This window comes from Klebsiella sp. BDA134-6 (assembly GCF_015601345.1).
Classification (GTDB): Bacteria; Pseudomonadota; Gammaproteobacteria; order Enterobacterales; family Enterobacteriaceae; genus Klebsiella; species Klebsiella grimontii.
Genome location: NZ_CP064784.1, coordinates 4899693 through 4926023 on the forward strand (window position 1 = coordinate 4899693; position 26331 = coordinate 4926023).

The 26331-nt window shown below is 54.6% G+C and carries 27 protein-coding genes; 16 read left to right on the forward strand and 11 right to left on the reverse strand.

What is annotated here, in order from left to right; genetic code table 11:
* Positions 1-129: 129 nt before the first annotated feature.
* Both IYV58_RS22595 and IYV58_RS22600 read right to left on the reverse strand, forming a co-directional pair.
* A complete protein-coding gene (locus IYV58_RS22595) occupies positions 130-1305 on the reverse strand; it encodes an acetyl-CoA C-acetyltransferase (RefSeq protein ID WP_004124670.1) in 1176 nt (391 codons plus the stop codon).
* 130 nt (positions 1306-1435) lie between these two features.
* The gene (locus IYV58_RS22600; RefSeq protein WP_049114630.1) at positions 1436-2308 is read right to left on the reverse strand and encodes a LysR family transcriptional regulator; all 873 of its coding nucleotides are present in this window, start codon (positions 2306-2308) and stop codon (positions 1436-1438) included.
* A gap of 96 nt (positions 2309-2404) precedes the next feature.
* Between IYV58_RS22600 and IYV58_RS22605 the strand changes: the two genes are divergently transcribed.
* From IYV58_RS22605 to IYV58_RS22630, 6 genes are all read left to right on the forward strand, one after another.
* Positions 2405-2893 (forward strand): multidrug/biocide efflux PACE transporter, encoded by a 489-nt coding sequence (locus tag IYV58_RS22605; RefSeq protein WP_004124676.1) that lies wholly within the window; start codon positions 2405-2407, stop codon positions 2891-2893.
* Between the two features lie 110 nt (positions 2894-3003).
* Positions 3004-4233, forward strand: a complete 1230-nt coding sequence (locus IYV58_RS22610; protein ID WP_049114629.1) for an amino acid permease — start codon at positions 3004-3006, stop codon at positions 4231-4233.
* A gap of 116 nt (positions 4234-4349) precedes the next feature.
* Entirely contained in the window at positions 4350-5222 is an 873-nt protein-coding gene (locus IYV58_RS22615; RefSeq protein WP_049114628.1) for an aldo/keto reductase family oxidoreductase, read from the forward strand.
* A 388-nt stretch (positions 5223-5610) separates the two neighbouring features.
* Complete coding sequence (locus IYV58_RS22620) at positions 5611-6312, forward strand: flagellar brake protein (RefSeq protein WP_004124685.1); 702 nt, start codon at positions 5611-5613, stop codon at positions 6310-6312.
* Positions 6313-6316: 4 nt separating this feature from the next.
* Positions 6317-6901, forward strand: a complete 585-nt coding sequence (locus IYV58_RS22625) for a helix-turn-helix transcriptional regulator (RefSeq protein WP_004124688.1) — start codon at positions 6317-6319, stop codon at positions 6899-6901.
* A 137-nt stretch (positions 6902-7038) separates the two neighbouring features.
* A complete protein-coding gene (locus IYV58_RS22630; protein WP_004124691.1) occupies positions 7039-7755 on the forward strand; it encodes a cyclic-di-GMP phosphodiesterase MrkJ in 717 nt (238 codons plus the stop codon).
* 57 nt (positions 7756-7812) lie between these two features.
* Here IYV58_RS22630 and IYV58_RS22635 read toward each other — a convergent pair whose 3' ends face one another.
* From IYV58_RS22635 to IYV58_RS22665, 7 genes are all read right to left on the reverse strand, one after another.
* Entirely contained in the window at positions 7813-8463 is a 651-nt protein-coding gene (locus IYV58_RS22635; RefSeq protein ID WP_004124696.1) for a fimbrial protein, read from the reverse strand.
* 14 nt (positions 8464-8477) lie between these two features.
* On the reverse strand, positions 8478-9473 hold the full coding sequence (locus tag IYV58_RS22640) for a fimbrial protein (RefSeq protein ID WP_004124708.1): 996 nt from the start codon (positions 9471-9473) through the stop codon (positions 8478-8480).
* Positions 9464-11950: a fimbria/pilus outer membrane usher protein gene (locus tag IYV58_RS22645; RefSeq protein WP_004124712.1), complete on the reverse strand. Its 2487-nt coding sequence runs from the start codon at positions 11948-11950 to the stop codon at positions 9464-9466. Before IYV58_RS22645 ends, IYV58_RS22640 begins: the two co-directional genes overlap by 10 nt.
* Before the next feature lie 11 nt (positions 11951-11961).
* Complete coding sequence (locus tag IYV58_RS22650; protein WP_004124715.1) at positions 11962-12663, reverse strand: fimbrial biogenesis chaperone; 702 nt, start codon at positions 12661-12663, stop codon at positions 11962-11964.
* A gap of 126 nt (positions 12664-12789) precedes the next feature.
* Entirely contained in the window at positions 12790-13395 is a 606-nt protein-coding gene (mrkA, locus tag IYV58_RS22655) for a type 3 fimbria major subunit MrkA (RefSeq protein WP_004124717.1), read from the reverse strand.
* A 394-nt stretch (positions 13396-13789) separates the two neighbouring features.
* Positions 13790-14512: an ArsR/SmtB family transcription factor gene (locus tag IYV58_RS22660; protein WP_004124720.1), complete on the reverse strand. Its 723-nt coding sequence runs from the start codon at positions 14510-14512 to the stop codon at positions 13790-13792.
* 40 nt (positions 14513-14552) lie between these two features.
* Entirely contained in the window at positions 14553-14870 is a 318-nt protein-coding gene (locus IYV58_RS22665; protein WP_004124723.1) for an antibiotic biosynthesis monooxygenase family protein, read from the reverse strand.
* Between the two features lie 382 nt (positions 14871-15252).
* On the opposite strand from IYV58_RS22665, the gene IYV58_RS22670 reads away from it, so the two are divergent.
* Complete coding sequence (locus IYV58_RS22670; protein ID WP_004105360.1) at positions 15253-15462, forward strand: YdgH/BhsA/McbA-like domain containing protein; 210 nt, start codon at positions 15253-15255, stop codon at positions 15460-15462.
* 207 nt (positions 15463-15669) lie between these two features.
* On the opposite strand, the gene IYV58_RS22675 is transcribed toward IYV58_RS22670, so the two are convergent.
* Complete coding sequence (locus IYV58_RS22675; RefSeq protein WP_195729269.1) at positions 15670-16554, reverse strand: EamA family transporter; 885 nt, start codon at positions 16552-16554, stop codon at positions 15670-15672.
* Between the two features lie 80 nt (positions 16555-16634).
* On the opposite strand from IYV58_RS22675, the gene IYV58_RS22680 reads away from it, so the two are divergent.
* Positions 16635-17141, forward strand: a complete 507-nt coding sequence (locus IYV58_RS22680) for a MarR family winged helix-turn-helix transcriptional regulator (protein WP_049115369.1) — start codon at positions 16635-16637, stop codon at positions 17139-17141.
* 106 nt (positions 17142-17247) lie between these two features.
* Here IYV58_RS22680 and IYV58_RS22685 read toward each other — a convergent pair whose 3' ends face one another.
* Positions 17248-17709 (reverse strand): Lrp/AsnC family transcriptional regulator, encoded by a 462-nt coding sequence (locus tag IYV58_RS22685; protein ID WP_195729270.1) that lies wholly within the window; start codon positions 17707-17709, stop codon positions 17248-17250.
* A gap of 149 nt (positions 17710-17858) precedes the next feature.
* Here IYV58_RS22685 and IYV58_RS22690 point away from each other — a divergent pair, with 149 nt between their 5' ends.
* The 8 genes from IYV58_RS22690 to IYV58_RS22725 all read left to right on the forward strand — a co-directional run bounded on the left by IYV58_RS22690 (position 17859) and on the right by IYV58_RS22725 (position 26328).
* Positions 17859-18470 carry a LysE family translocator gene (locus IYV58_RS22690; protein WP_004124739.1) on the forward strand — a complete coding sequence of 204 codons (612 nt, stop codon included), beginning with the start codon at positions 17859-17861 and terminating at the stop codon, positions 18468-18470.
* A 548-nt stretch (positions 18471-19018) separates the two neighbouring features.
* Positions 19019-19624 carry a tyrosine-type DNA invertase gene (locus IYV58_RS22695; protein WP_004124742.1) on the forward strand — a complete coding sequence of 202 codons (606 nt, stop codon included), beginning with the start codon at positions 19019-19021 and terminating at the stop codon, positions 19622-19624.
* 443 nt (positions 19625-20067) lie between these two features.
* Positions 20068-20694, forward strand: a complete 627-nt coding sequence (locus IYV58_RS22700; RefSeq protein ID WP_004124745.1) for a tyrosine-type DNA invertase — start codon at positions 20068-20070, stop codon at positions 20692-20694.
* Between the two features lie 464 nt (positions 20695-21158).
* Complete coding sequence (gene fimA / locus IYV58_RS22705) at positions 21159-21704, forward strand: type 1 fimbrial major subunit FimA (protein WP_004124748.1); 546 nt, start codon at positions 21159-21161, stop codon at positions 21702-21704.
* Positions 21705-21776: 72 nt separating this feature from the next.
* Complete coding sequence (locus IYV58_RS22710; protein WP_004124751.1) at positions 21777-22316, forward strand: type 1 fimbrial minor subunit FimI; 540 nt, start codon at positions 21777-21779, stop codon at positions 22314-22316.
* A gap of 35 nt (positions 22317-22351) precedes the next feature.
* Entirely contained in the window at positions 22352-23077 is a 726-nt protein-coding gene (locus IYV58_RS22715; RefSeq protein WP_032742201.1) for a fimbria/pilus periplasmic chaperone, read from the forward strand.
* A 73-nt stretch (positions 23078-23150) separates the two neighbouring features.
* Positions 23151-25787 carry a fimbrial biogenesis usher protein gene (locus IYV58_RS22720; RefSeq protein WP_195729271.1) on the forward strand — a complete coding sequence of 879 codons (2637 nt, stop codon included), beginning with the start codon at positions 23151-23153 and terminating at the stop codon, positions 25785-25787.
* Between the two features lie 13 nt (positions 25788-25800).
* The gene (locus IYV58_RS22725; RefSeq protein WP_162626091.1) at positions 25801-26328 is read left to right on the forward strand and encodes a type 1 fimbrial adaptor subunit FimF; all 528 of its coding nucleotides are present in this window, start codon (positions 25801-25803) and stop codon (positions 26326-26328) included.
* Positions 26329-26331 lie beyond the last annotated feature (3 nt).

Here is a 26331-nt window from a genome sequence, read left to right on the forward strand (position 1 = left end):
CAAAAAGACGTGACAACGCTCACCAAAATCGCGCGTCAAAAAGGAGTTTTTTTGGAGGGAAACGCCTGGTGGGAAGAAAAAAAAAGCCTCCACAGGGAGGCTCAGTTAACGCATATTAGAAAAGACTTATTAACGTTCCACCGCCAGCGCCACGCCCTGACCGCCGCCGATACACAGCGTGGCAAGCCCTTTACGGGCGTCGCGTTTGATCATTTCATGCACCAGGGAAACCAGGATCCGGCAGCCGGAAGCGCCGATCGGATGGCCCAGCGCAATAGCGCCGCCGTTGACGTTCACCCGCCGCTCGTCCCATTCCAGCACCCTACCCACCGAAATGGCCTGGGCGGCAAAGGCTTCGTTGGCTTCAATCAGATCGACTTCATCCAGCTTCCAGCCCGCTCGCTCAAGGCAGCGGCGGGTAGCATGGACCGGGGCGATGCCCATTAGCGCCGGATCGACGCCAACGCTGGCAAAGGCGCGGATCCGCGCCAGTATCGGCAGCCCCAGCGCCTCGGCTTTAGTCTCGCTCATCATCATCACCGCCGCCGCGCCGTCGTTAATGCTCGACGCGTTGCCCGCGGTGACCGAGCCCTGCTGGTCAAAAGTCGGCAGCAGACTGGCCAGCGCTTCAGCGCTGGGGTCAACGCGCGGCTGCTCATCGGTATCCACCAGCCGCGGAATACCGTTGAGTTCGCTGGTCACCGGAACGATTTCATCGCGAAAGCGGCCGGAGTCAATCGCTCGCCGCGCTTTGTGCTGCGAGCTAAGCGCCCACGCGTCCTGCAATTCACGGCTAATACCGTACTCGCGCGCCAGGTTCTCCGCCGTCACGCCCATATGGTAGTCATTAAACGCATCCCACAGGCCATCATGGACCAGGCTGTCGATAAGCTGGCTGTTACCCAGCTGCGCGCCGGTCCGGCTATCGGTCAGCACATGCGGGGCGCGGCTCATATTCTCCTGCCCTCCGGCGATCACCACGTCCGCTTCGCCGCACTGAATCGCCTGGGTTGCCAGGTGCAGTGCCTTCAGCCCGGAACCGCAGACGTCGTTGATGGTAATGGCAGAAACAGTATTAGGCAGCCCGCCACGTATCGCCGACTGACGTGCCGGATTCTGTCCGGTTCCTGCCGTCAGAACCTGGCCGAGGATCACCTCATCAATACTCTGCGGATCGACGCCGCTGCGCTCCACTAACGCCTTTACCACAACGCTGCCCAGCTCCACCGCAGAATGACGCGATAGCGTGCCCTGAAAACAGCCGATTGGCGTTCGCAACGCGCCGACGATTACGACATCTTTCATCCTCTACCTCTGCTCCGCCTCTGCGCAAAGAAACAGCATCATAGTAGTGAATTGTTATCAAAAAATTTCGCAATTGTTTAAAAAAAGTGAGGGAAATCACAAAGATCGTCGACGATGGCATAAATGGCCCCTATTTGCGCCCATGCCCCTGCAGATGCTGACGCAACCAGCTTCCGGCTTCGCCCGGCGGCGCTTTTTTATTCCACAGCAAATCGGTAGAGATCATCCGCGGCCAGCCGGCAATATCCAGCGCCACCAGGCTTCCGCTCCCGGCAAACTCCTCCACCAGCGCGCTGGGTAAAATACACCACCCCAGCCCCTGAGCCGCCATGCTGAACAGCAGCAGATAGTTTGGCGCCGACCAGACCAGACCGCGCGCCGGTTCCGCCGAATTGTCCAGATAGGTGCTCAGGCGCAGCTCGCGCCAGCTGAACAGCTCGTCACGGGTGACTCTCCCCTGGGCCGCCAGCGGATGCCGGGGCGCCACGAAGATAGCCATTTCGGTTTGCATCGGCAGGCGGATACTGGCTATCTCTGTCGGATAGCTGTCCCTGGCCTCAATCAGCCCCACCTGCGCCCGCTCTTTTTGCAGCAGATCGATAACATCGTCATCTTCGCCAATCAGGCACTCAAATTCGGTATGCGGAAAACGGCGATCGAACTGCGCCAGCAGATCTTCAAGCACATCGGGATGCAGCGTATCGGAGAGCACAAAGGTCAGGCGCGCTTCGGTGTTGCCAGACAGCGAAATGGCCAGTTCATCCAGCCTGTCGCTGGCCGCCAGAATCGCTTTCACATAACTCAACACCTGTTCGCCCTGCGGCGTCAGCGTCGGTTGCCTGGAGGTGCGATCGAACAGCGTGACGCCAAGATCGGCCTCCAGATTGGCGATTGCGGTACTGATGGTGGACTGGCTTTTACGCAGCCGCCGCGCCGCGCCAGAGAACGAACCGCAGGCCACGGATTCGACAAAAGCGGTTAAAGCTTCGGGAGAATAGCGCATGAACTATCTACTTTATCGATGGATACTATCTTTTGTTTATCATATTTATCCATAAAATGCCGGGTAATTTCTTATAAAGTCCGGAGGCAACAAGCCATGCAACAAGTTAACGCCCAGCGCAAAACGCTGACGGAACGGGTCATTCACGCTATCAGCTTTGAAGGTCTGGCGACGCTGATCCTCGCCCCGACCGCCGCATGGCTAATGCAGCGTTCGGTAGTCGAAATGGGCGGGCTCAGTATCCTGCTCGCGACGCTGGCGATGGTCTGGAACATTATCTATAACGCCCTGTTTGACCGCCTGTGGCCGGTTTCCCGTGTCGTCCGCAACCTGCGGGTCCGCGCGCTGCACGCGATCGGCTTTGAGTCAGGCTTTATTCTTATTGGCGTCACCATGGTCGCGCTGGTGCTGGGCGTCTCGCTGATGCAGGCGTTTATGCTGGAAATCGGCTTCATGCTGTTCTTCCTGCCCTACACCATGGCCTTCAACTGGGCCTGGGATACGCTGCGCGAGCGCGTGATGAAGGTTCGCCTGCAGCGAATCGCCGCTCGCCGCTCATCCTGCACGGATCGCCCGATCGATTGACGGGCGCTCCGCCGCTTCACTTATTAGCCAGAAACTATCGCCGCAGCCCATTCATAAATGTGATAAATTGCACTCCTTTTTGTTCGTTTTCTGGTTGATAAAGTCGCATAATGTCTAAAATTTGGTCTAAAGAAGAAACTCTCTGGAGTTTCGCCTTATATGGCACTGCTGTAGGCGCTGGCACGTTATTCTTGCCGATCCAACTGGGATCCGCGGGCGCCATTGTTCTTTTCATCACCGCGCTGGTCGCCTGGCCGTTGACCTACTGGCCGCATAAAGCGCTGAGCCAGTTTATTCTCTCCGCCAACATCGCCCCGGGCGAGGGGATTACCGGCGCCGTTAACCATTACTACGGTAAAAAGATCGGCAACCTGATTACCGGCCTCTATTTCCTCGCCTTTTTCGTGGTCGTGCTGATCTACGCGGTCGCCATTACTAACTCGCTCGCGGAGCAGCTATCCCGACATGTCCCCATCACCTCCCAGGTACGGGCGCTGCTCAGCCTGGCCGTTGTACTAGTGCTGAATCTGATCTTTTTAATGGGCCGCCACGTCACCATTAAGGTGATGGGCTTTTTAGTCTTCCCGCTGATCGCCTGTTTCCTGTTCCTCTCCATCTATTTAATGGGTAGCTGGCAGCCGGCTTACCTGACCAGCCAGATGCAGCTGACCCCGCACACGTTCCACCAAATCTGGATCTCCATTCCCGTGATGGTTTTCGCTTTTAGCCATACGCCAATCATCTCGACTTTTGCTATCGATCAGCAGGAAAAATACGGCGAGCTGGCCATGGGTAAATGCAAAAAAATCATGAAGGTGGCCTACACCCTCATCTGCGCCAGCGTGCTGTTTTTCGTCTTCAGCTGCCTGCTGTCGATACCAGCGGGCTATATCGAAACCGCGCGCAATCAAGGGGTCACCATTCTTTCCGCCCTGTCGATGATGCCGGGGTCACCTGCGTGGCTGGCGGTCACCGGGATTATTGTGGCGGTGGTGGCGATGTCGAAATCGTTCCTGGGTACCTATTTTGGCGTGATTGAAGGGGCCAGCGAAATCGTCAAAACGTCTCTCGCTCAGGCGGGTATTCGCAAGAGCCGCGCGTTCAACCGGGCGATGTCGATCCTGCTGGTATCGACGCTGACCTTCGTGGTGTGCTTTATCAATCCCAACGCTATTTCAATGATTTACGCCATTAGCGGCCCGCTTATTGCGATGATCCTGTTCATCATGCCGACCCTCTCCACGTACCTTATTCCGGCGCTGAAGCCCTACCGCTCGGTGGGTAACTTCATTACCCTGGTTATCGGTTTGCTCTGCGTATCAGTGATGTTTTTTAGCTGATCCTTGCTCTGCGGCGAGTTTCTTGCTCGCCGCACGTTCTGCCAACATTCTCATCCCCCCAATCTCCCTGACGGACATACACTGATCCTTTGCATACCATTAGAGCAGGGGTTTATATGTCCAGCGTAAAATTATCCGGTACCGCGACGTTAGGCGATCGTCAGGTTTATCGTCTGGGATACGGGGCGATGCAGCTTGCGGGGCCCGGCGTCTTTGGGCCGCCAAAAGATCCGCAAACCGCTATCCGCGTACTGCAGGAAGCGGTCGAGTCGGGCGTCAATCATATCGATACCTCCGATTTTTATGGCCCGCACGTCACGAATCAGCTCATTCGCCAGGCGCTACATCCCTATTCCGACGATCTGTGCATCGTGACCAAAGTCAGCGCTCGCCGCGATGAAAAAGGCAACTGGCTCCCCGCGATGTCTCCCGCGGAGCTCACTCAGGCGGTGGAAGATAATCTACGCAATCTGGGCCTCGACGTGCTTGAGGTGGTGAATCTGCGCAGTATGCTCGGCACTCACGGTCCGGTAGAAGGTTCGCTGGAGGAGCCCTTAACCACCCTGCTGGAGCTTAAAGAACGCGGGTTGATTCGCCATATCGGGCTGAGCAACGTTACCGCCAGACAGGTGAGCGATGCGCAAAAAATGACGCCCATCGTCTGCGTTCAGAACCAGTACAACGTGGCGAACCGTCAGGATGACCCGCTTATTGACGAACTGGCGGCGCAGCATATCGCCTGGGTGCCCTTTTTCCCGCTCGGCGGCTTTACGCCGCTGCAGGCCCGGGAGCTTAACGATGTCGCCGCTTCGCTGGACGCGACCCCGATGCAGGTGGCGCTGGCATGGCTGCTTCAGCGCTCGCCGAATATTCTGCTCATTCCGGGTACCTCTTCGCTAGCGCATCTGCATGAAAATCTCGCCGCCGCGCAATTAACGCTTCCGCCTGAAGCGCTAACCATTCTCGATAATCTCCAACCCCACGCCTGATTTCAGGCTTCTGCGGATGAATATTCGCAGAAGCCTTCATCTCAATATTTGCCTGGAATTACCTTAACGCCGCTGGCACTATACATCCTACAAATTAGGGGTTATCTGCTTTATTCTCTTACGGATAACCCTATGCAAAGCATAGCTTTATACTTTTCCGACTGGCCTCCTAATTGGAGGCTTCTGTCGTTTTTGTCTCACCAAAAATTTCGGAGTCTTGATTACAGGAAAAACAATATCTCATTCAAAGTTTATACAAATCAATTTAGCTGCAAAGATAGCTAACAACATCAAACGCTCATAAAAACATCTGGTTAACACAATCAGAATGTTTGCATTGCTATATAAAAAATCAACCACACACAATAACAATTTACAAGGATTGCACATGACAGAGGGAACGATAAAGACCAGTAAGTATGAAATCATTGCTATTTTCAGGGAAGAGCTCCGAAAGCAGGCGGAGATAGAAGTTTTTGTTAATAACAAAAGCACTATTACCCAGCTAACGCGGGTGGATTTTGCCGAGTTTCATATCTTAACCACCAGCAAAATCCCCACCGGGCATAAAGTTAAATTTATTCTGCATAGCGATTCAGGAAAAATCGAGTTTTGCTCCACGCTAAAGAAAAGCTACGCCAGCGGCGAAGGAAAATGCCACAAGGTCGCTTTTACCTTGCCGGAATGTATCCAGGTGGTACAACGTCGGCGCGATCCCCGATTCCGTTTGCGCCACGAGCACGAATTCTTCTGTCACGGTCGGCATAAAAATGGAGAAAATTATCTATTCGAAATCAAAGACATTTCGGATGGCGGTTGTGCGCTGATGACCAAGAGTCCCAATCTGAAATTCCTCAGCCATAACGCCATCCTTAAGAACGCCATACTGGCCCTCGCTGAATATGGCGAAGTTACCGTCGATTTAGTTATAAAAAACGTTGTCATGGTGACTTTAGATGATAACGAAAAGTCGGATAGCTACTACCAAATTTCTTGCCAGTTCAAATTTCGTCATCTTGATAACAAGAAGAGAATAGAGAAAGTGCTGCTCGACTTGATTATGGAAGCCAAGAGAAAAAAGAGAGTCTGAACCATTGGACAGTATATTGCTTTACACCGATGATAATATCATCGGACAATCAGTTCATGATTACTTGATCGATCACGCCACTGACATCACGACCCTGAACTTTCAGGATATCGTGAAAGGAGTCTGCGCTTCCCCGACAGCGACCGTTATTATCAATATCATCCATAAAGATATCTCAGCGGCCACAACGGTTGACTTACTGAACACTTTGCGCAATCGCCTCGCGCATTGCGCCATGCTGGTTCTGATAGTCAAAAGCGAGCTCTCCAGCCTGTACCGGGAACTGCTTGATCTGGAAAACCTATTGATTCTTACAGAAAAATCCTCTTTGTCAGCGTACTCAGCCATCCTCAGCAGGCCCTTAACCGCCGAGGGCTGCCAGGGTCTATGTACCCGCAGAAAGCTCACTGCCAGGGAGCTTCAGGTGCTGGAGTTAATTATTGCCTGCAATAACAATAAAAGGATTGCGGTGCTTCTCGACATTGATCATAAAACGGTTCACAGTCATAAGGTACATATTATGAAAAAACTAGGAATGAATAGTTCGCGGATAATGAACAAAAGCATAGTCAATATGTATCAGTGTTGAAACTAAAAATATGTGGGTGACCAATCAAAAGCCGATAATTTATTGGCAACAAGCCATTAATAATCATTCCCACCGGCAGAAAGGTCACCTATAATATCCACCTCTCTTTACCTCTGACCTTATTTTGACGAGAGATAATGAACGCAACTCTTTTTTCTGATCATAATTTATCACGTAGCGATATATCCGTTCGTTATGTCTTTCAAAAAATGTTTTCCCCAGAAGGTACGCTCGTCGCCGTGGAGTGCCTGAGCCGCTTTGACCGCATGTCCATATCGCCGGAATACTTCTTTCGCTACGCCAATACCGGATTACGTGAAAGCATTTTTATGGAACAGCTGGCGCTCATTGAAAAACATAAACAGTGGTTTAAGCAAAATGGCATCTCGGCGACGATCAACGTTGATGACCATATACTTAACGTATTGCTACGCCCGGAGATTAAAGCGCTCGTCAACCATATCGGCTGCGTCCATTTTGAAGTTACCGAGAACTCAAATAAATTATTAAATAAGGCGCTCGCTACCTGGAGCAACCCGCAAAGCACCACGCTCTGGCTCGATGATTTCGGTTCTGGCAACGCCGGTATTAGCGCCATTCGCGACTATCATTTCGATTATGTCAAAATCGATAAAGACTTCTTCTGGCTTTTAATGCAAAAAGATTCCGGCCGGCCGTTAATGGATGCACTGGTCACCTTCCTTACCCGCAATCACCATAATGTGATTATTGAAGGCGTAGAAAGCGAAGCGCATAAGGCGTGGTTACAGGGAATGGAGTGGTTTGCTATTCAGGGACACTACTGGAAGGAAGTCAGCATTGAACAGCTGGTCAAAGAAGATCTCACCGTTTAAATAAATGCCGGATGATTCCGGCATCAATTGTAACATTTGCGCAAGGCCATCAACCCTTCAATTGTAAACAAGTTCCCAGGTCGCCCAGCTGGTCAACGGACCGCTGGTTGCTTTTTCCGGCGCTGGCGTAACGTAGCCAATGTAATAGGTAAATACGCCGCCATCCACCGCTTTTTCTACCAGCGGTACCCGGTTTTGTAAGGGGTCGGCGGGAACAATTTTATTGCTTTTATCCAGCGTATTATTGTCATTGGTCGACAGCGCGAGGAAAATATGGCTGGCGCCGTCCGCCCGCGTATTCCTCAGATAACCAGCATTCTCATTGCTGACCGCATTGACCGTAAATCCGTCAACCCAGCGCACGTTAACCAGGCGGATCTCGTTTTTATCCGCCGCGCCGCCGTCGTGCCGCAGCTGGCAGTTCGAGAGCTCCAGCGTGAAGGGCTGCGGTTTCATAAATGCCCCGGCGCCGCGCTCGTGGACTTCCGCCAGGCTGACCGGCGCCAGCCAGACGCTGCCGCTCCCGGCGTTGTTGCCGCCGTTTAGGGCCACGCTGCATGAAATATCGGTGACCCGTCCGGCAAAATCCACCCGTCCCCGATCGTAGTTGGTCTCAAAAGCCGACGCAGGGGAGGCAATCAGCATCCCGCTTATCAGGGCCAGCTGAATGAGTCGTTTGCTATTTTTCAATTGTGCTGAATCACGCATACCCGCCTCCCGAATTAATCGTACGTCAGGTTAAAGATCATGTGCGACTCCACCTCACCGGTACTGGTGGTCGGCGCATATTGATAGAAACGCGCGTGCAGAGGCAGGGTGATGTATCGCGTTTCTTGCGTGCGCAGCGTACCCACGCTGTATTTCTTGTTGAATTCCAGCGGTACGCCCTCTTTGAGGACCTGGATACCAATCCCTTTCGCCAGCGAGGAGCCGGATTTTTCGTTCAGCAATGCGCCCCGGCTCACCGTGGTGCCAGTGGCCAACGTGCCGGAGAAAGAGGTCTGGATATTGGCGTATCCCGACTCGCTTAGCCCGCCGCTGCACTGCAGCTCAATATTAAAATCCTTCCCGCCCGCGGTGGTGCCGACGCCATTGAGATCGCTGCGCTTGATGGTGCCGACATCGACGTTCATGTTTTTGCCGCTCAGGATGGTACATGAGGGCGATACCACGGTGATGGCGTTGGCGCTCAGACGGGTTTCGAGGATCGGGTTATTGCCGTTCTCCCAGTCATAAGAGGTGTACTTACCTGCCGCCAGGGTACCGCTGCCGGTCACGCTCGCGGTTTTAATCACCTCCAGCGTAAAGCGGGAACCCTCCAGCGAATAGTTTGTGGTCCTGCTAACGTAGCTGGAGAAAGTGTCAGGATAGATGATATTGACCGTCGCCCCGCCGCGGCTAAACCGCAGGCCGATACCTGGCACGTTGGTGGAATAAATTTTATTCCCCAGATCGGTCGCCCCGGGGGCGACGATTTTGGCCACAAAGCGGTTAGTGCCGCTGCTACAGCTATAGCTGGCCCCGCCCGGCGCCGACATTGTCCAGTCGCGGGAAACGATCACCGACCCTACCGGCAGATCCGGTGGAACCACCACCCGGCCCACTACCATGTCGAGGCTTACCGTCGGCTGCGACAGGCGCGTACAGTACGCCCACGCCGACGTAGTCCCCATCGCCATTAAGCCAATAAAAAGCGTCAGTTTTTTCATTAGCGACATAGCGTTTCCTTTGTTTTTTCCTGACTTAATTCCACCGAGCACTGTCCGCCGCTCCACTTAACCGTGGCCTTCGGCGCGCTGGCGTCGCTGATAAACATCATGCTGCCCTGCCCCACCACGCCGATCTCTTTCCCGGAAGGGGTGTAAATTGTCGCGGCGAACGGTAGCGGCAGGCCGTTTGCCTGGCGCGCCCGCAGAGTGATGTTGTTCTGCAGCGTGGTATCGAAGGAGACCTTGACCACGCTACCCTCCCACGGCACAACCTGCGCCACGGTACTGCCGAAGGCGACATCGTCGTTGCTGCCTTTCGGGTCAATCTCAACGGCGTTAATCCGGTAAGGCCGCAGATACGGCAGAATGGCGTAGCCGTTGCTATCGATACGGGTCCCCGGCGAACCGGGCAACATCGCGCCCGCGGCATCTTTCGCTTCGATCAGCGCCATAGTGGTGCCGGTTTCCGGCGAGAATACGACGCCGTGCTGATGCGCGATTAGCGTCCCGCTGGCGCCCACGCCGCTCTGGCGATAGCCTTCGCCCTGGCTATAGCTGCCGTTCAGCGTCGTCCACGGGGTACGGTAACTGCCGTTCAGCGCCACATCGTGCTGGCCGCCAGTGGCGGTGGTCGTCGACACGCCGTAGTTAAGGTTGTTTTCGCTATCCAGCGAACCGTTGACGCCAATCTGCGAGCTGGCGAAACGCGAATTGTTAAACGCGGTATTCGATGTCAGGTTAGCGGTGCGGTTTTCACCGAACCACAGCGGGTAGCTAAAGTTGAGAGAAACGCGATCGTCGCGGCGGTGGCCGGAACTATCCGGGGTATAGACGCGCTGGGCGCTGACCGACCACGAGAGCCGACCGTACATGTTGTTGTAACTAAACTGATACTGCTTTTCCGTCCCCGAACGGTTCCAGTAATCCGCTACCCGACCGCTCAGGTAAAAGCCGCCCCAGCCGTCCGGCAGGTTTTGGTTGACGGTAAACGTCATGCCGTTTTTCTGCCGCCATACGGTGTAGTTGCTGCTGTAGTTCTTCTCCTGATCGACGGCGTACAGAGCGTCGTTCAGGTTGTAGTAGCCTTTGGTGGAGTAGCGATACGCCGCCAGCACGATGCTGGTCTGGGTTTCGGTAAACATGCGGTTAAAGGTGGCGCGATAGCTCTGGCCGTGCTCGTCGAGGGTCTCGCTCTTCAGCCGCGAATGGGTAACGTCGAATGACAGCGCGCCGATGCCGGTGTTCATCCCGGTCCCCAGCAGGAACGCCTGATAGTCATCAAATCCGGTGACGCCGGTATAGCCGGTGAACAGGTTATTGATACCGTGCTGCCAGGTTCCCTGGTAGAGCATCGGTTTATTACGCAGCGAACTATCGTCGACTTTACCGGCAGAGAGCGCATAGCGGGTCATCCCTGGACGCAGCAGCTGCGCCACCGAGGCGTAAGGCACGCTGAATACCTCGACCGAGCCATCGGCCTCTTTAACCGACACTTCAAGGTCGCTACCGTAGCCGGAAGGATATACATCCTGCAGGGTAAACGGCCCCGGCGGCACCGTGGTCTGATAGATAATATTGCTGCCCTGGCGCACCGTCACCAGGGCGTTGCTTTGCGCCACGCCGCGAATTTCAGGGGCGTAGGAGCGCATGCCGTCCGGGAACATATTGTCATCGGTCGCCAGATTGATCCCGCGCAGGCCGATGGTGTCAAAGAACTCGCCGTTGGTAAAAATCTGCCCGCCGCTGACTATCGAATTAATCTGCGGGATAGGCCGCTGCAGGTAGGTCTGGTTGCTGTTCCAGTGCGCTTTCCCCTGCTGCTGCTGCCAGTTCAGGTTACCGATATGCTTGAGCAACCAGCCATCCCACGACAGACCCGCGTTAACGCCAAGATACGCGCTACTGTTATCGGAGCCGTTGGCCGAGGAGATATGGCTGTTCCAGGCGTTGGCCATCCAGCCTAAATTCAGCGCCGCAACGCCTTTATCCCAGAATTCCGGGCTGACAAAGTTTTTCAGGCGCTGATCTTCGTAGATTTGCGGTACGGCAATATCCAGTCTCAGGGAGGACTGAATCAGCGTGTCTTTGACGTTGGCCTCGTTGCGCCACTCCTGTAGGCGTCCGCAGAAGCCCTCTTTTTCGCTGAGCTGCGGGTTAAACTTTTCCGGCGAGATCCCATATTGCATCAGCATCGCTTTGGTGTAGCAGATGCCCATTTTGCCATCTTTATCGGCGGTGATTTTCAGATCGTAGCGCCCTTTCCACTCGCCGTTGGTATACACATCAAGGGAATAGACGCCTTCGCTAATCGCGCTGGTCGAGAAACGCGACAGGTCGACCTTTTCGCGACTGCCGACGATAAAACCATCGTTAAATTGATAGATCGTTCCCGGGTTTTCCTGTCCGCTGGAAAATGGCGGAAAGCAGCACAGCGCAACCGCGATAGCCGTGCTTAATCTTCCCGGGCAGATTGACCTCTGCTTCATGATCGTTTCCCTTATTTGACGGTAACTTTCACTGCGACATCTGCGCCATAATCATTAATGTTGTTAACGGTCAGGATCTCGCCTTTGCTCACTGCGGAAGAGAGGGCGATGGTCTGGCTGGACTGTGGGGCAAACATGACCGTTTTGCTGTTGAGCGCTTTGCCGCCGTTACGGGAGATACGGCTTACGGTGATATAAAAGGGCGTCGGGTTACTGACGGACAGGCTGTTGCCATTAGCGGAGAGCGCTAATTTCTCTGCCGCGGCGTCGCGATTGCCTAATCCGCTGGGACGATAGATAAACTTAAAGCGCGAACGAATCGCCAGCTGCAGAATATTTTGCCCTTCATTCTTCTGGCTGGCCTCAACCGGCGGTATTTCCAGCAGGTTCAGCCACCACAGCGTCTCTTTATCTTTAGCGAGACCCGCGCTGCTGCCGAGCTTAATACGCAGAGTCTGACCGCTTTTCGCATCTACGCGGGAAATAGGCGGCGTGATAATAAATGGCGTCGTAATGGTATCCGGCGTCGCGTCGGCATTACCGTTGTCCAGCCAGGCTTGCGCCAGCGCTGGACGGTCGGCGGTGTTAGAGAGCTGCACCGTTATTTCTTTTTCATTTCCTGGATAAATAAAGCGGGTGCCGTTGACAATAATATTATTGGCGTGGGCCGCAAAACTAAAAATGAAACAGAAAAAAAGGGCAATACGCTTCATGCTGACCTCAGAATAAAAAAATAAGCGGCAGCAGTGGCCGCTTTATTATTGTTGTATACCCTAAATAATTCGAATGACGGGTATAAACCGCCCCGGCGCGAGGCGGCCTTTATCTCTCAGTCGATATTACTGGTAGGTAATTTCGTAAGTCGCATAGCTGTTAACCACACCGGTGGTAACAGTCGTCGGGGTGCTGGTCGCGTAGCCGACGTAGTAAGTGAAGCGCGCGCCATCCTGAACGGCAGATGCGTCGCCGACCGCTTTAGGCTGAGTGCTGTCGCCCGGGATGATTTTTTTGGTCAGCGCGGTAGCATTGTCGGTAGAAAGAACCAGCTGGATATTCTTCGCGCCAGCGGCTTCAGTGTTAGCCAGGTAGCCCTGCTGTTTAGCCGTTGCGCCAGCCAGCAGGTTACCGCCGGTCCAGTTCACGCCCAGTTTGCTCACATCGTCCTGTTTAGTACCATCAGCAGCCTGGCAGTCAGAAACATCGATGGTGAAAGATTTCGGTTTCAGATAAGTATCCGCCGCGGCAGCTTTAACTTCAGTTAAAGTAACCGGAGACAGATATACGTTCGCATCGCTGCCCTGGCCGTTTACGGAAACAGTACAAGATACGTCGGTAACTTTACCGAAGAAATTAACCTGACCGCCGCCTACATTGGTATCAGCAGCATTTGCAGCCATACCAAAAAACGCAGTCGCCATTGCAGCAGAGAGAAGAACCTTTTTCATTGCCATTTCCTTGTCAGAGTGAATTAAGTATCAATGAGCAAACAGTTAATTCGCACAAAAGTCAGAAGCGATTTGCGATGCTCACTTGTGCAACTGTTAATAGAAACTTCGACTGACCGGAGGCCGCAATATTTAAGGCGTCAGGAACGAATTCAATGAAAGAATTCGTCGAGGCTGTCGGCGTCAAAGAATGCTATTTTTCGCTGACAAATATACATATGTTCACGAGCTGTTAATCAATGTAACAGATAGCTCACAACTATTAATTGTGGGGGATTGATAGCAAGAAACGAAACCATTGTTATTTACATTGAACAGGGAAAAGCGATATGGAATTAACAAAACAGCAACCTATCTTGTCATAGAAGGCTATTTCTCCACATAGAGAACACTCTTAATTAATCATCCACGACGATCTTTCCGCCAGTTGAAAATGCAGATGCAACGCGCGCCATCCTGCCGGCGTAATCGTCACTTCGCGAAATCCCGCGGTGGTGGTAAACCAGCCTTTCTGCAGACCGTGCTGCAGCAGCGCCGCCCCAGCCGCCCCGCCAAGGTGAAGGCGGCGTTCGCTCCAGTCCAGACAACCGCAGCACGCTTTACGCCGCGAGGTGCGTTTCACCGTCACCCCCAGGCGGGTAAAGTGCGCTTCCCCGGCGGGCGTCAGGGCCGTGCCGTCAGGCGCTATCCACGCTTCGCGCAGCATAAAATCATATAGCGATACCGCCACTTCTCCGGCCAGATGATCGTAACAGGTACGCGCAACGCGCAAATTTACCGGCGTGCTGGTTGAGAGCGTCACCGCGCGCTTGCCGGCCATGGCCATCATATTCTCCAGCAAACCGGCGACATCGCTACCGGCGAGACGGTAGTAGCGATGGCGGCCCTGGGCAAGGCAAATCAATAAATCGCTGTTGATCAGGCGGCTAAGATGCGCGCTGGCGGTCGAGGGGGAAATATCCGCCACGGCGGAAAGCTCGGTGGCCGTCCACGCCCGGCCATCCATTAAGGCGCAAAGGATCTTTAGCCGCGAGGCATCGGCCATCGCCGACGCCACTACCGCCATCGCCTCGGCCAGCGACTCGTCGTCTTCAATCAGCTCAACAGGTTTTAACATAGCGCCTCGCTTATTTTCCCCACGGCAAAACATAACCCTATTACAGGGGATCGGAATGTGAAGAACGGTATTCGCGCAGCACCTGAGCCACTCGAATGTGATAACAGGCGAAAATGCTCTCCCGCCCCTCTTTCTGCGCAGCCTGATGGCAAAGGTTGCGTTTCCATGCCAGCACCGCGTCCTCATCCCGCCACCAGGAGAGTGACAGAATTTTCCCCGCCGTGCTCAAACTTTGAAAACGCTCAATGGCGATAAAGCCGTCAATGTCGTTCAGCAGCGGCTTCAGTTCCGCCGCCAGCGCCAGGTAACGTTCCTGGCTCGCCGGAGTGACCTCGGCTTCAAAGAGTACTGCAATCATTTCGTCGTCCTCACGCAATCAGTATGAGAGCCACAGTAGCTTTTCACCCGAGCCCAATGCTTCGTTAACGAGCGAAATATGGCCGCCTTTTTGCTCAAAAAACACCCATTGCATTCACAAAAACAATGATTAATAAGCCGATGCAGGAAAATTGCGCTTCTGGTCAGATTATTTTCCGTGACCAAAAATACGATTCACGACAACCCATCCTTTTGTTTTTATTGAAAATAAAAAGTTAAAATTTGCACACCCGTCATCATATCGTCATAAAAATGTGATCTAAATCGCACTTTTTGCAACGCGCGTTATAGTTAGCAGACTTATTATAAGTCCATCGAAAGCAAACACGCTTTCCACCATAAAAGTTAAAAGGATAAACACCATGAAAAACGTAAAATTACTTGCCGCTGCCGGTATGCTGTCTCTGGTCTCTTTCGCTAGCTTCGCTCAGCCTGTTAGCGTAACCGCAGATACGCTGGACAACGCCGAAGCCAAAATCGCCGCCATTGCTAAAGACCAGGGCGAGTCTTACCACATTACCGAAGCGTATACCGGTAATCAGGTGCATATGACCGCCGAGCTGTCTAAATAACCGAATGGTTGCAGAGGGAGCTGCCGGACAGGTCGCCTGACGGCGGCTGGTCTGGCTCCCGCCACATAATAAGCACGCAGCAATGTCGAGCCCCTTAATGGGGCTTTTTTGTTGCTGGCGAACAGTGAACCCACAGCCCGGGCTGTGGGTTCACTGCCGTCTGCAGTCCGATAGCCCGGACAGATGCGCAGCATCGCCTCCGGGATGTTATCGGCCCGCGACGGCGCTCTTATTCGATAACGCACGCTGAATCGACAGCACGCTGAACAGCACAATCACCAGCCCCACCAGCGCCATTCCCTCAATTTTTTGTCCAAGGAAGATCCAGCCTAACAGCACCGCCGTCACCGGACTCAGCAGGCTCATCGCCGACACAGCCACTGGAGACAGGCGGCCGATGCCGCGAAACCACAGGCCATATGCCAGCATCGCCCCGGCAACGCACAGCCAGAGATAACCCGCCGCCTGAGTCAGCGTCACCTGATGCAGCGGCGGATCGACCAGAAACGCCATCGGCGCCAGTACGATACTGCCAATCAGCAGCTGCCAACCGGTCAGCGCGATGACCGGCAAAGCGATCGCCCAGCGCCGCGATAGCCAGGTTCCCAACGCCATACTCATCGCCCCCAGAAACGCGGCGGCGATCCCCAGCGGTTCGAGGGTGGTTTGCGGCGACAGCAGCAGCATCGCCATTCCCGCGATCCCCATCAATGCCGAGAGTACCGCCAACCAGGGCGATCGCTGACGATCGACGCACCAGGCCAGCAGCATCACCAGCAGCGGTTGAATGGCGCCAATCACCGCCGCCAGACCGCCCGGCAGCCGATAGGCGGCAATAAACAGCAGCGCCTGAAACGCGCCGATATTCAGGATCCCGGTGACGATCAGCTTCCACCACTCGGCGCGCAGCGGGAAACGGCGGCTCCAGATCAGCAGAGCGATCCCGGCCGGCAGAACCCGCAGCAACGCAGCGATAAACGGCCGATCGGGCGGCAGGAACTGCGAGGTCACAATATAGGTGCTGCCCCAGATGGCGGGCGCCAGCGCGGTCAGCAGTAAATCAACGATCACATTACGCGAAACAAAGGCCATGATTTTATCTTCATATCAAGGTAAATTGTGGCCTAAGTATGTACCGACAATTATCTTGATATCAAGACAAGTGAGCATGAATGGACAAATCACCGCAGACCGACGCCGTGGATCGCATTCTTGAACAGTGGAAACGGGAGCGCCCCGATCTCGATTGCAGCCCGATGGGGCCGATCGGCCGCCTGAAACGCTGCACGATGCTGCTGGAGCCGCGCATCGAAGCGGCCTTTGTGCGCCACGATCTGGTGCGCTGGGAGTTTGATATGCTGGCAACGTTACGCCGGGCGGGCGAGCCGTTCATGCTGTCGCCCACCCAGCTCTTTTCAACGTTAATGATCACCTCCGGCACCATGACTCATCGCCTGAAGGCGCTGGAAAAACGGGGGTTTATTTGCCGTCTACCAAACCCGGAAGATGCCCGCAGTATGCTGGTGGCGCTAACGCCAGAGGGACGAGAGCTCATCGATAAGGCGGTGGAAAGCCACGTGGAGAATGAGCGGCAACTGCTGAGCGGGCTTTCCGCAGCGCAGCGCCTGCAGTTGGATGAAGCGCTGACGGTTTTTATGCGCCTGCTGGAAAAAGAGTAATACCACTTTGCTTTGACAGGGTGCTCATACTGCTGCCGGAGCATCTTTGATGAAGCATCACCGTTATTTCCCCGGAGGCGATGCTGCGCATCTGTCCGGGCTGCGCTCACCCCTTACCGAGCGGAAACGGGCGATCCTGCACAACCGTCTTCATCACCAGCGTAGAGCGCAGGTGCTGCACGCCCGGCATCGCCGAGAGCTTGTCATCATACAGTTTCTGGAACGCCGGGAGATCGCGCGTCACCACGTGCATCAGGTAGTCCGGATCGCCAAACAGGCGCTGTGCCAGCACGATCTGGGGGATCTCTTCTACCTCGTCCTCAAACGCGCTCACCGCTTTCTTATCGCCCTCTTTTAACGTCGCGAAGACAATCGCCAGGAAGTTGAAGCCCATTTTGGCCGGATCAAGATTGGCCCGGTAGCCGGTAATGACGCCTTCCTGCTCCAGCGTCCGCAGCCGTCGATGACAGGGAGAAAGGCTGAGATTCACCCGCTCGGCTAGCTCGGTTATCGACAGTCGTCCATCGGACTGGAGTTCAGCAAGAATTTTTCTATCAATGCTATCCATTTGGAATATTTTCCCTCAGAAGACCGCTTAAGAGCATAACATTGAAAGCTCATTGCGCAATAAACTCGATATTCTTTCCTTCAAATAATCGCCGCTTTACGAGGGAAAATGATGAGAAACTGCCGTTACCACGCAGAGGTGCGCTGTCCATGGAAATGAGCTTTATCGCCAGCTTTTGGCTGGTCTCCTTTCTGCTGATCATCACGCCGGGCGCTGACTGGGCCTATACCATCAGCGCGGGAATCAACGGACGCCGCGTGATACCCGCCGTCGCCGGACTGATGTCTGGCCACCTACTGGCCACGCTGATCGTCGTCGCCGGAATCGGCGTGTTAATCGCCGGCCACCCGCTGGCGCTGTCGACGATTACCCTGCTGGGCGCGGGCTATCTGATGTGGCTGGGAATCGCTATTTTGCGCCATCCGCCAACGCCAGGCACCCAGCAATACAGCGCGGATAGCTGGAATCGCTGGGCGATTAAGGGGCTATGCATTAGCGGTCTGAACCCAAAAGTCTTTCTTCTGTTTCTGGCCCTGCTGCCGCAGTTTACCGACCCCCAGGGAAGCTGGTCTCTGGCTCAGCAGATGTCGGCGCTGGGCGGCATTCATCTGGTGACCTGCACGCTGGTCTATTTACTGGTCGGCTACGGCGCCAGAGCGCTGTTGGCAACCCGGCCTCAAATCGCACGCAAGGTCAGTATGGCTTCCGGCGTGATGATGGTCGCCGTAGCCGCCGTGCTGTTCGTGGAGCAGTTGAGGTAGGGGGGAAGTATGAGGCGTGAGCGACCGGCCTGTTCGCGCCAGTGCATTATTAAGAAAAAACGTACAGTAAAACGCCCCGCCTCACGGTTATTTTTGCATCAGCCATAACCTCCCTGAAGTTAGCCCACAGGCGACTCCGGGATCCTTATCAGCCTGATTTTTGATTATGTGCCCTTCCGATATAATCCTCTTAGCAGCAGCTAAGGTTTATCTCACTTTAAATAAAATAACTCTTACCATCCGCCAGAATTCTTGCGCATCCTGTTTCCCCTATTCATAAGAAGGTTTTTGCAGTATGGTTAACAATATTAGAAGTTATATACTGCTGTATACCCACTTAAGGAGAAAACAATGAGCAGGATATGGGCCCTACCCCAAAGAGTAACGCCAAACAAAAATATAAATATAAAAACTGCCTATCCAAAAGAAGCCACAACGCTTAAATATTGCCCGCCGCAGCAATAAATAATGCACATGCAGACGAGCTTAATCATTACCTGATAACGGCCAAAAAATGCGCTAGCCGGCTGCATAATAAAGGGAACTCAATGAAAAGCAATGCTATTTTAAAAAAAAGGAACTTCCTGACTCACAACGAAATAGAGTCATTACTCAAAGCGGCCAACAGTGGCGCACATGCCACGCGTAATTATTGTCTGACATTATTATGTTTTATTCATGGATTACGCGCCAGTGAAATATGCCGCCTGCAAATTTCCGATATCGACCTTAGTTCTAAATGCATCTATATTCACCGTCTTAAAAATGGATTTTCGACAACGCATCCTTTGCTGAATAAAGAAATCCGCGCATTAAAAAACTGGCTGCATGTCCGCGCCTCATACCCGCAGTCCGACAGCGAATGGTTATTTCTCTCACGAAAAGGTAATCCTTTGTCTCGCCAGCAGTTTTATCAGATTATTTCCGCCTCTGGCGATAATGCCGGGCTGTCGCTCGAAATTCATCCGCATATGCTCCGTCATTCATGCGGCTTCGCCCTGGCCAACATGGGCATTGATACCCGCCTTATCCAGGACTACCTGGGCCACCGCAACATTCGCCATACCGTATGGTATACCGCCAGTAACGCTGGCCGTTTCTATGGTATCTGGGACGAAAGCAGAGACAGACAGCGGAGCCCTGTTCTGCCGTAATGCTCGATGCCATGGAGGGCGTCAAAATAACCGTCAGGCAGCGGTAAACATTAATAAACATTAACCATACGGTGTTTATGATTATTGTTCCGGCAAGTTCACAGCGCTACGATGATTTATCTTATTACCCCTCGGGCATGACCCAGCATATAAATGCACCAACTCCCTTCCGTTTAAAATAGCCGCAACCATGCTTTTTTCCTTTTAATTTTATACACCTGAAAAAGAACCGCGGCGCAGAGGTTGCCGCCATCAATAAAATCTATAAGAATAAGATTTATCATCTGGCAATATTCTGTCCCACAGCCGCTACAATGTCATTATTCAACTATGCTTAATCCCCTTCATATAATACGCGATTAACCTTGCGAATTATTTGTGAGCGCCCCCTGCTGTCAGCAGGGTCGTGTTAATTATCAAGATCATATCAGGAGTTATTTATTGTGAACCGACGTCGTTTTCTTACCGGTAAAGAAGTTCAGGCGATGATGCTGGCAGCCCGTCACGGGCAAACGGGAGAGCGGGATTACTGTCTAATCCTGCTCGCTTTTCGTCATGGTATGCGCATTAGCGAATTACTCGATCTGCACTATCGCGACCTCGATCTGGTCGAAGGCCGCATCAATATTCGACGGCTGAAGAATGGATTCTCCACCGTACATCCGCTGATGGTCGATGAATGTGACGCCATCAGGCGCTGGAGCCAGGTACGCGGCGCCTGGAAAGGCGCGCAAAAAACCGATGCGCTGTTTATATCGCGACGCGGTACTCCGCTTTCGCGTCAGCAGGCCTACCGAATCATCCGAACCGCTGGCGTAGACGCTGGCACGGCTACCCATACTCACCCGCATATGCTGCGCCATGCCTGCGGTTACGAGCTGGCGGAGAGAGGGGCCGACACCCGCCTTATCCAGGACTACCTCGGCCATCGAAACATTCGCCATACCGTACGCTATACGGCCAGCAACGCCGCGCGATTCGCCGGACTCTGGGAACGCAACAACCTGATGGAGTGGAATTTACAAAATCAGAGAATGGAAAATAAGAATTTGATAAATAAGGGGAAATAGCTTACCGAACAGGTCAATTGGGGCCAAACTGTGTGCATCATAAAAATATTCAGTAACCTTTTGCAACCATCGAATGCATCAAACAGAGTGTAAAAACCAATATCACATTGATTAATAATATTTTTTTATTTTTAATTTTTTCCAGAAACATTCTTCTTTCCGCTACCCATCCTTCGTGGCCCCGCGTTGCCGATAGCCATCCATGGCTTATTAAGCCTTAACTATTTCAATTCATTATCTCGAAAAACAACAACAAAGCAGATTAAAAAACCAAATCTTTTATAAAAAAGCCATATTTTCAGTGAATTACGCCAACGAGTCAAAATGGCCCCAAATGTCTCATTTTTTGGGTGAAAAACATGCAGAACCGCAGCCGAAAACTTCGGCTGAAACATGAAATACCTGGAGGTCATGATGACGGCCAGATCGGTTCGTAATCCCGATATTGTTCAAAGGAAAACAACATGAAAATCAAATCACTGGCAATCGTTGTTCTGTCAGCCCTGTCTCTGAGCTCCGCGGCGGCGCTGGCCGACACCACGGTAAATGGCGGCACGGTGCATTTTAAAGGGGAAGTCGTCAACGCAGCCTGCGCCATTGACGCGGGTTCAATCGATCAGACCGTTCCAATGGGCCAGGTTCGTTCGGCAAAACTCGCTACTCCAGGCAGCACCAGCACGGCTGTCGGCTTCAATATCCAGTTGAACGATTGTGACACCACCGTTGCCACCAAGGCCGCCGTCGCCTTCACCGGCACCGCAATTGACAGCACCAACACCACCGTACTGGCGCTGCAAAGCTCCGCAGCAGGCAGCGCGAATAACGTCGGCGTGCAGATCCTGGACCGTACCGGTACGCCGCTGGTGCTGGATGGCGCGACCTTCAGCGCAGCTTCCACCCTGAACGATGGCACCAACGTCATCCCGTTCCAGGCGCGCTACTATGCGACCGCTGCAGCCACTGCCGGTACCGCTAACGCTGACGCGACCTTCAAAGTGCAATACCAGTAATTCATTCATCAGGCAGGGAAGCATATCGGGCCAGGAAGGCCCGTTATCCATAACGGAACTCGGGTGATAACGATGCAAAGGATGAAGTCAGGTCTGTTGATATTTTTGCTCCCATCGCTGGCGCTGGCCGGTAATCAATGGAACGTCACGCTGCCCGGCGGAAATATGCGCTTTCAGGGCATCATCATTGCCGAGTCCTGCCGCGTTGAAGCTGGCGACCAGCAGATGACGGTCAATATGGGACAGATCAGCAGTAATCGGCTTCATTCAGCCGGAGAAGATACGAATCCAGTTCCCTTCGATATCCACCTGCAGGAGTGCAGTACCGCCGTCAGCCAGCGCGTTGGCGTGGCCTTTCACGGCGTCGCCGATGGTAAAAACCCGGACGTGCTCTCGGTGGGCGAAGGACCGGGAATAGCGACCGGCGTGGGTGTCGCTCTGTTTGATAAAGACGACCATCCGATCCCATTGAACGGTCCTCCCGCCGCCTGGACAAGATTGTATACCGGGCCAACCACATTGCATTTTGTAGCGAAATACCGGGCAACAGGGCACCAGGTCACCGGTGGCGCGGCCAACGCTCAGGCCTGGTTCTCCCTGACCTACCAGTAATGAATCAGCAGACGAACCGAAAACAGGAAACGACGGTGACGATAAAAGGGGTAAACGTGAGAACAACACTGGCGATAACGCGCGGTTTACTGGCGGGGGCGCTGATGATAGCCGCCATGGGATTTACCGCTCGCGCCGAGGCCGGCGTGGCGCTGGGGGCAACCCGCGTCATCTATCCTGCCGGGCAAAAGCAGGTTCAACTGGCGGTCACCAACAACGACGAAAAGAGCACTTATTTGATCCAGTCATGGGTGGAGAATGCCGATGGCGCGAAGGACGGCCGCTTTGTCATCACCCCGCCGCTGTTCGCCATGCAGGGGAAAAAAGAGAATACCCTGCGCATCATTGATGCCACCAACAACCAGCTGCCGCAGGATCGGGAAACGCTGTTCTGGATGAACGTCAAGGCGATCCCGTCAATGGATAAATCAAAGCTCAGCGACAACACCCTGCAACTGGCGATCATCAGCCGCATTAAGCTCTATTACCGCCCGGCAAAGCTGGCGCTGCCGCCGGATCAGGCTGCGGAGAAACTGAAGTTTCGCCGCGGCACCGGCACGCTTACGCTGGTCAATCCCACCCCCTACTACCTGACGGTCACCGAACTCAACGCCGGAACCCGGGTGCTGGAAAATGCGCTGGTTCCGCCGATGGGTGAAGCCAGCGTTAAATTGCCCGCCGATGCCGGTCGTGAGATTACATACCGGACGATTAACGACTACGGCGCGCTGACCCCACGGATGCAGGGCGTCACGCAATAACCGACGGGAGGCCGCGTCCTCCCGGAAATAAAAATAAGAACTGACAGCCGGGCGACTTTGGACCGGAGGGACTATGTCACATCTGAAATATGGACTCGACGGCCTGGACTCCGGGCGTAAAAGCAGCCACGGGCCGGGGAATACGCGCGCTTTCGCTCAAATCACGCTGGCTCTGTTACTTGCCGCACCGATCTTTTCTGTGCAGGCGGAGCTCTATTTTAATCCGCGTTTTTTAGCGGATGACCCTGCCGCCGTGGCGGATTTATCAGGATTCGCCAACGGCCAGGAGGTCCCTCCAGGAACCTATCGCGTCGATATTTACCTCAATGACGGGTTTATGACCACCCGCGATGTCACTTTTAATAGCGGAGAAAACGATCGCTCGCTGGTCCCCTGCCTGACGCGCGGGCAGCTGGCCGGGATGGGTGTCAACACGTTATCCATTGAAGGGATCGGCGCTCTGGCATCCGATGCCTGCGTACCGTTAACCGAAACCATCAAGGACGCCACTACCCGCTTCGATGTCGGTTTGCAGCGGCTGTATCTGACCGTACCCCAGGCGTTTATGGGCAACCGCGCCCGCGGCTATATTCCCCCCGAACTGTGGGACCACGGGATTAACGCCGGCCTGCTGAACTACAACTTCACCGGCAACAACGTGCACAACGACGTTGGCGGCAGCAGCAATTACGCGTACCTGAACCTGCAGAGCGGGCTCAACCTCGGCGCCTGGCGCCTGCGCGACAACACCACCTGGAGCTACAGCAGCGGCGGCAGCTCGTCGACCAATGAAAACAAGTGGCAGCACATCAATACCTGGCTTGAACGTGATATTACGCTGCTGCGCTCGCGCCTGACCCTCGGCGACAGCTACACCAACGGCGACGTCTTCGACGGCATCAACTTCCGCGGCGCGCAGCTTGCCTCCGATGACAATATGCTGCCGGACAGCCAGAAAGGGTTTGCCCCGGTCATTCACGGCATTGCCCGCGGCACCGCTCAGGTATCGGTGAAACAGAACGGCTATGAGATTTACCAGAGCACGGTACCGCCCGGCCCGTTCACCATCAACGATCTCTACTCCGCCGGCAATGGCGGCGATCTGCAGGTGACCATCAAAGAGGCCGACGGCAGCAGTCAGGTCTTCACCGTCCCTTACTCGTCCGTTCCGGTGCTCCAGCGCGAGGGCCATACCCGCTATGCCGTCACCGCCGGGGAGTACCGCAGCGGCAGCAATCAGCAGGAAAAACCGAAGTTCTTCCAGAGCACCGTAATGCGCGGTCTTCCTGAGGGCTGGACGCTGTACGGCGGCACCCAGCTGGCGGACCGCTACCGCGCCTTTAACCTCGGCGTCGGCAAAAATATGGGGGAGCTGGGGGCGCTGTCGCTGGATATCACCCAGGCCAACGCCACCCTGCCCGATGACAGCGATCGTCAGGGCCAGTCGGTACGTTTCCTCTATAACAAGTCGCTGACGGATACCGGCACCAACATCCAGCTGGTGGGCTACCGCTACTCGACGCGCGGCTATTTCAGCTTCGCCGACACCACCTACAGCCGGATGAACGGCTACAACATCGAGACCCAGGACGGGGTGGTGCAGATGAAGCCGAAGTTCACCGATTACTACAACCTCGCGTACAACAAGCGCGGCAAAGTGCAGCTCAGCGTTACCCAGCAGCTGGGACGCACCGCCACGCTCTACCTGAGCGGCAGCCATCAGACCTACTGGGGAACCAACAGCGCCGACCAGCAGCTCCAGGCCGGGCTTAACGCCGCCGTGGACGATATCAACTGGACCCTGAGCTACAGCCTGACCAAAAACGCCTGGCAGCAGGGTCGTGACCAGATGCTGGCCGTCAACGTCAGTATCCCGTTCAGCCACTGGATGCGCTCCGACAGCAAGTCGGCCTGGAGAAACGGTAACGCCAGCTACAGCATGTCCAACGATCTGAACGGCAGGACCACCAGCCTGGCGGGGCTGTACGGCACGCTGCTGGAGGACAACAACCTGAGCTACAGCGTACAGACCGGCTACGCCGGCGGCGGTGAGGGCAACAGCGGCGGTACCGGCTACGCGGCGCTGAACTACCGCGGCGGCTACGGCAACGCCAACGTCGGCTACAGCCGCAGCGACGGCATCAAACAGCTGTACTACGGCCTGAGCGGCGGCGTACTGGCCCACGCCGACGGCATCACCCTGAGCCAGCCGATGAACGATACGGTGGTGCTGATCAAAGCCCCCGGCGCGGATGGCGTGAAGGTAGAAAACCAGACCGGGGTACGGACCGACTGGCGCGGCTACGCCGTTCTGCCCTACGCCACCGAATACCGGGAAAACCGGGTGGCGCTGAACACCAATACGTTGGCCAACAACGTCGATCTTGATGATGCGGTGGTCAGTATTGTGCCCACCCACGGGGCGATTGCGCGCGCCGAATTTAAGGCCAGCGTCGGCATGAAGCTGCTGATAACGCTGACCCACAACGGTAAACCGGTTCCTTTTGGCGCCATAGCCGCCGCTGTCGATAGCCAGAATAGCAGCATCGTCGCCGATAACGGCCAGGTTTATCTGAGCGGGATGCCGCTGGCGGGCAAGGTGCGTGCGAAGTGGGGAGACGGACCCGACGCCAGCTGTGAAGCCGACTACCGTCTGCCGCCGGAAAGCCAGAACCAGGCGTTAAGCCAGCTGTCGGCAGCGTGCCGCTAAGGAAAGCATGATGATGAGAAAAAACCTGTATCTGCTGGGCGCCATACTCTCTCTGGTCTCCTTCAGCACCCCTGCCGCCGATAGCACTATTACGATTAGCGGATACGTAAGGGATAACACCTGCGCCGTGGCGGGTGAGTCAAAAGATTTTACCGTCGACCTGATGAATAACGCCGCCAAACAGTTTAATGCCGTCGGCACGACCACGCCGCTGGTGCCTTTTCGCATCGTGCTATCGCCCTGCGGCGGTTCCGTCACCGCGGTCAAAGTCGGTTTTACCGGCGTAGCGGATAGCGACAACACCAGCCTGCTTAAGCTGGACAGCGGCGTATCAGCAGCATCCGGCATCGGCGTGCAGATCCTTAACGGCAGCCGGGCCCCCCTGCTACTCAACGCCCCCTCGTCAAACATCGCGTGGACCACGCTGAAACCCGGGCAGACCAACACTCTGAACTTTTACGCCCGGCTGATGGCCGCGCGCGTCCCGATTACGGCAGGACACGTTAATGCCACCGCAACCTTCACGCTTGAATTTCAGTAACCG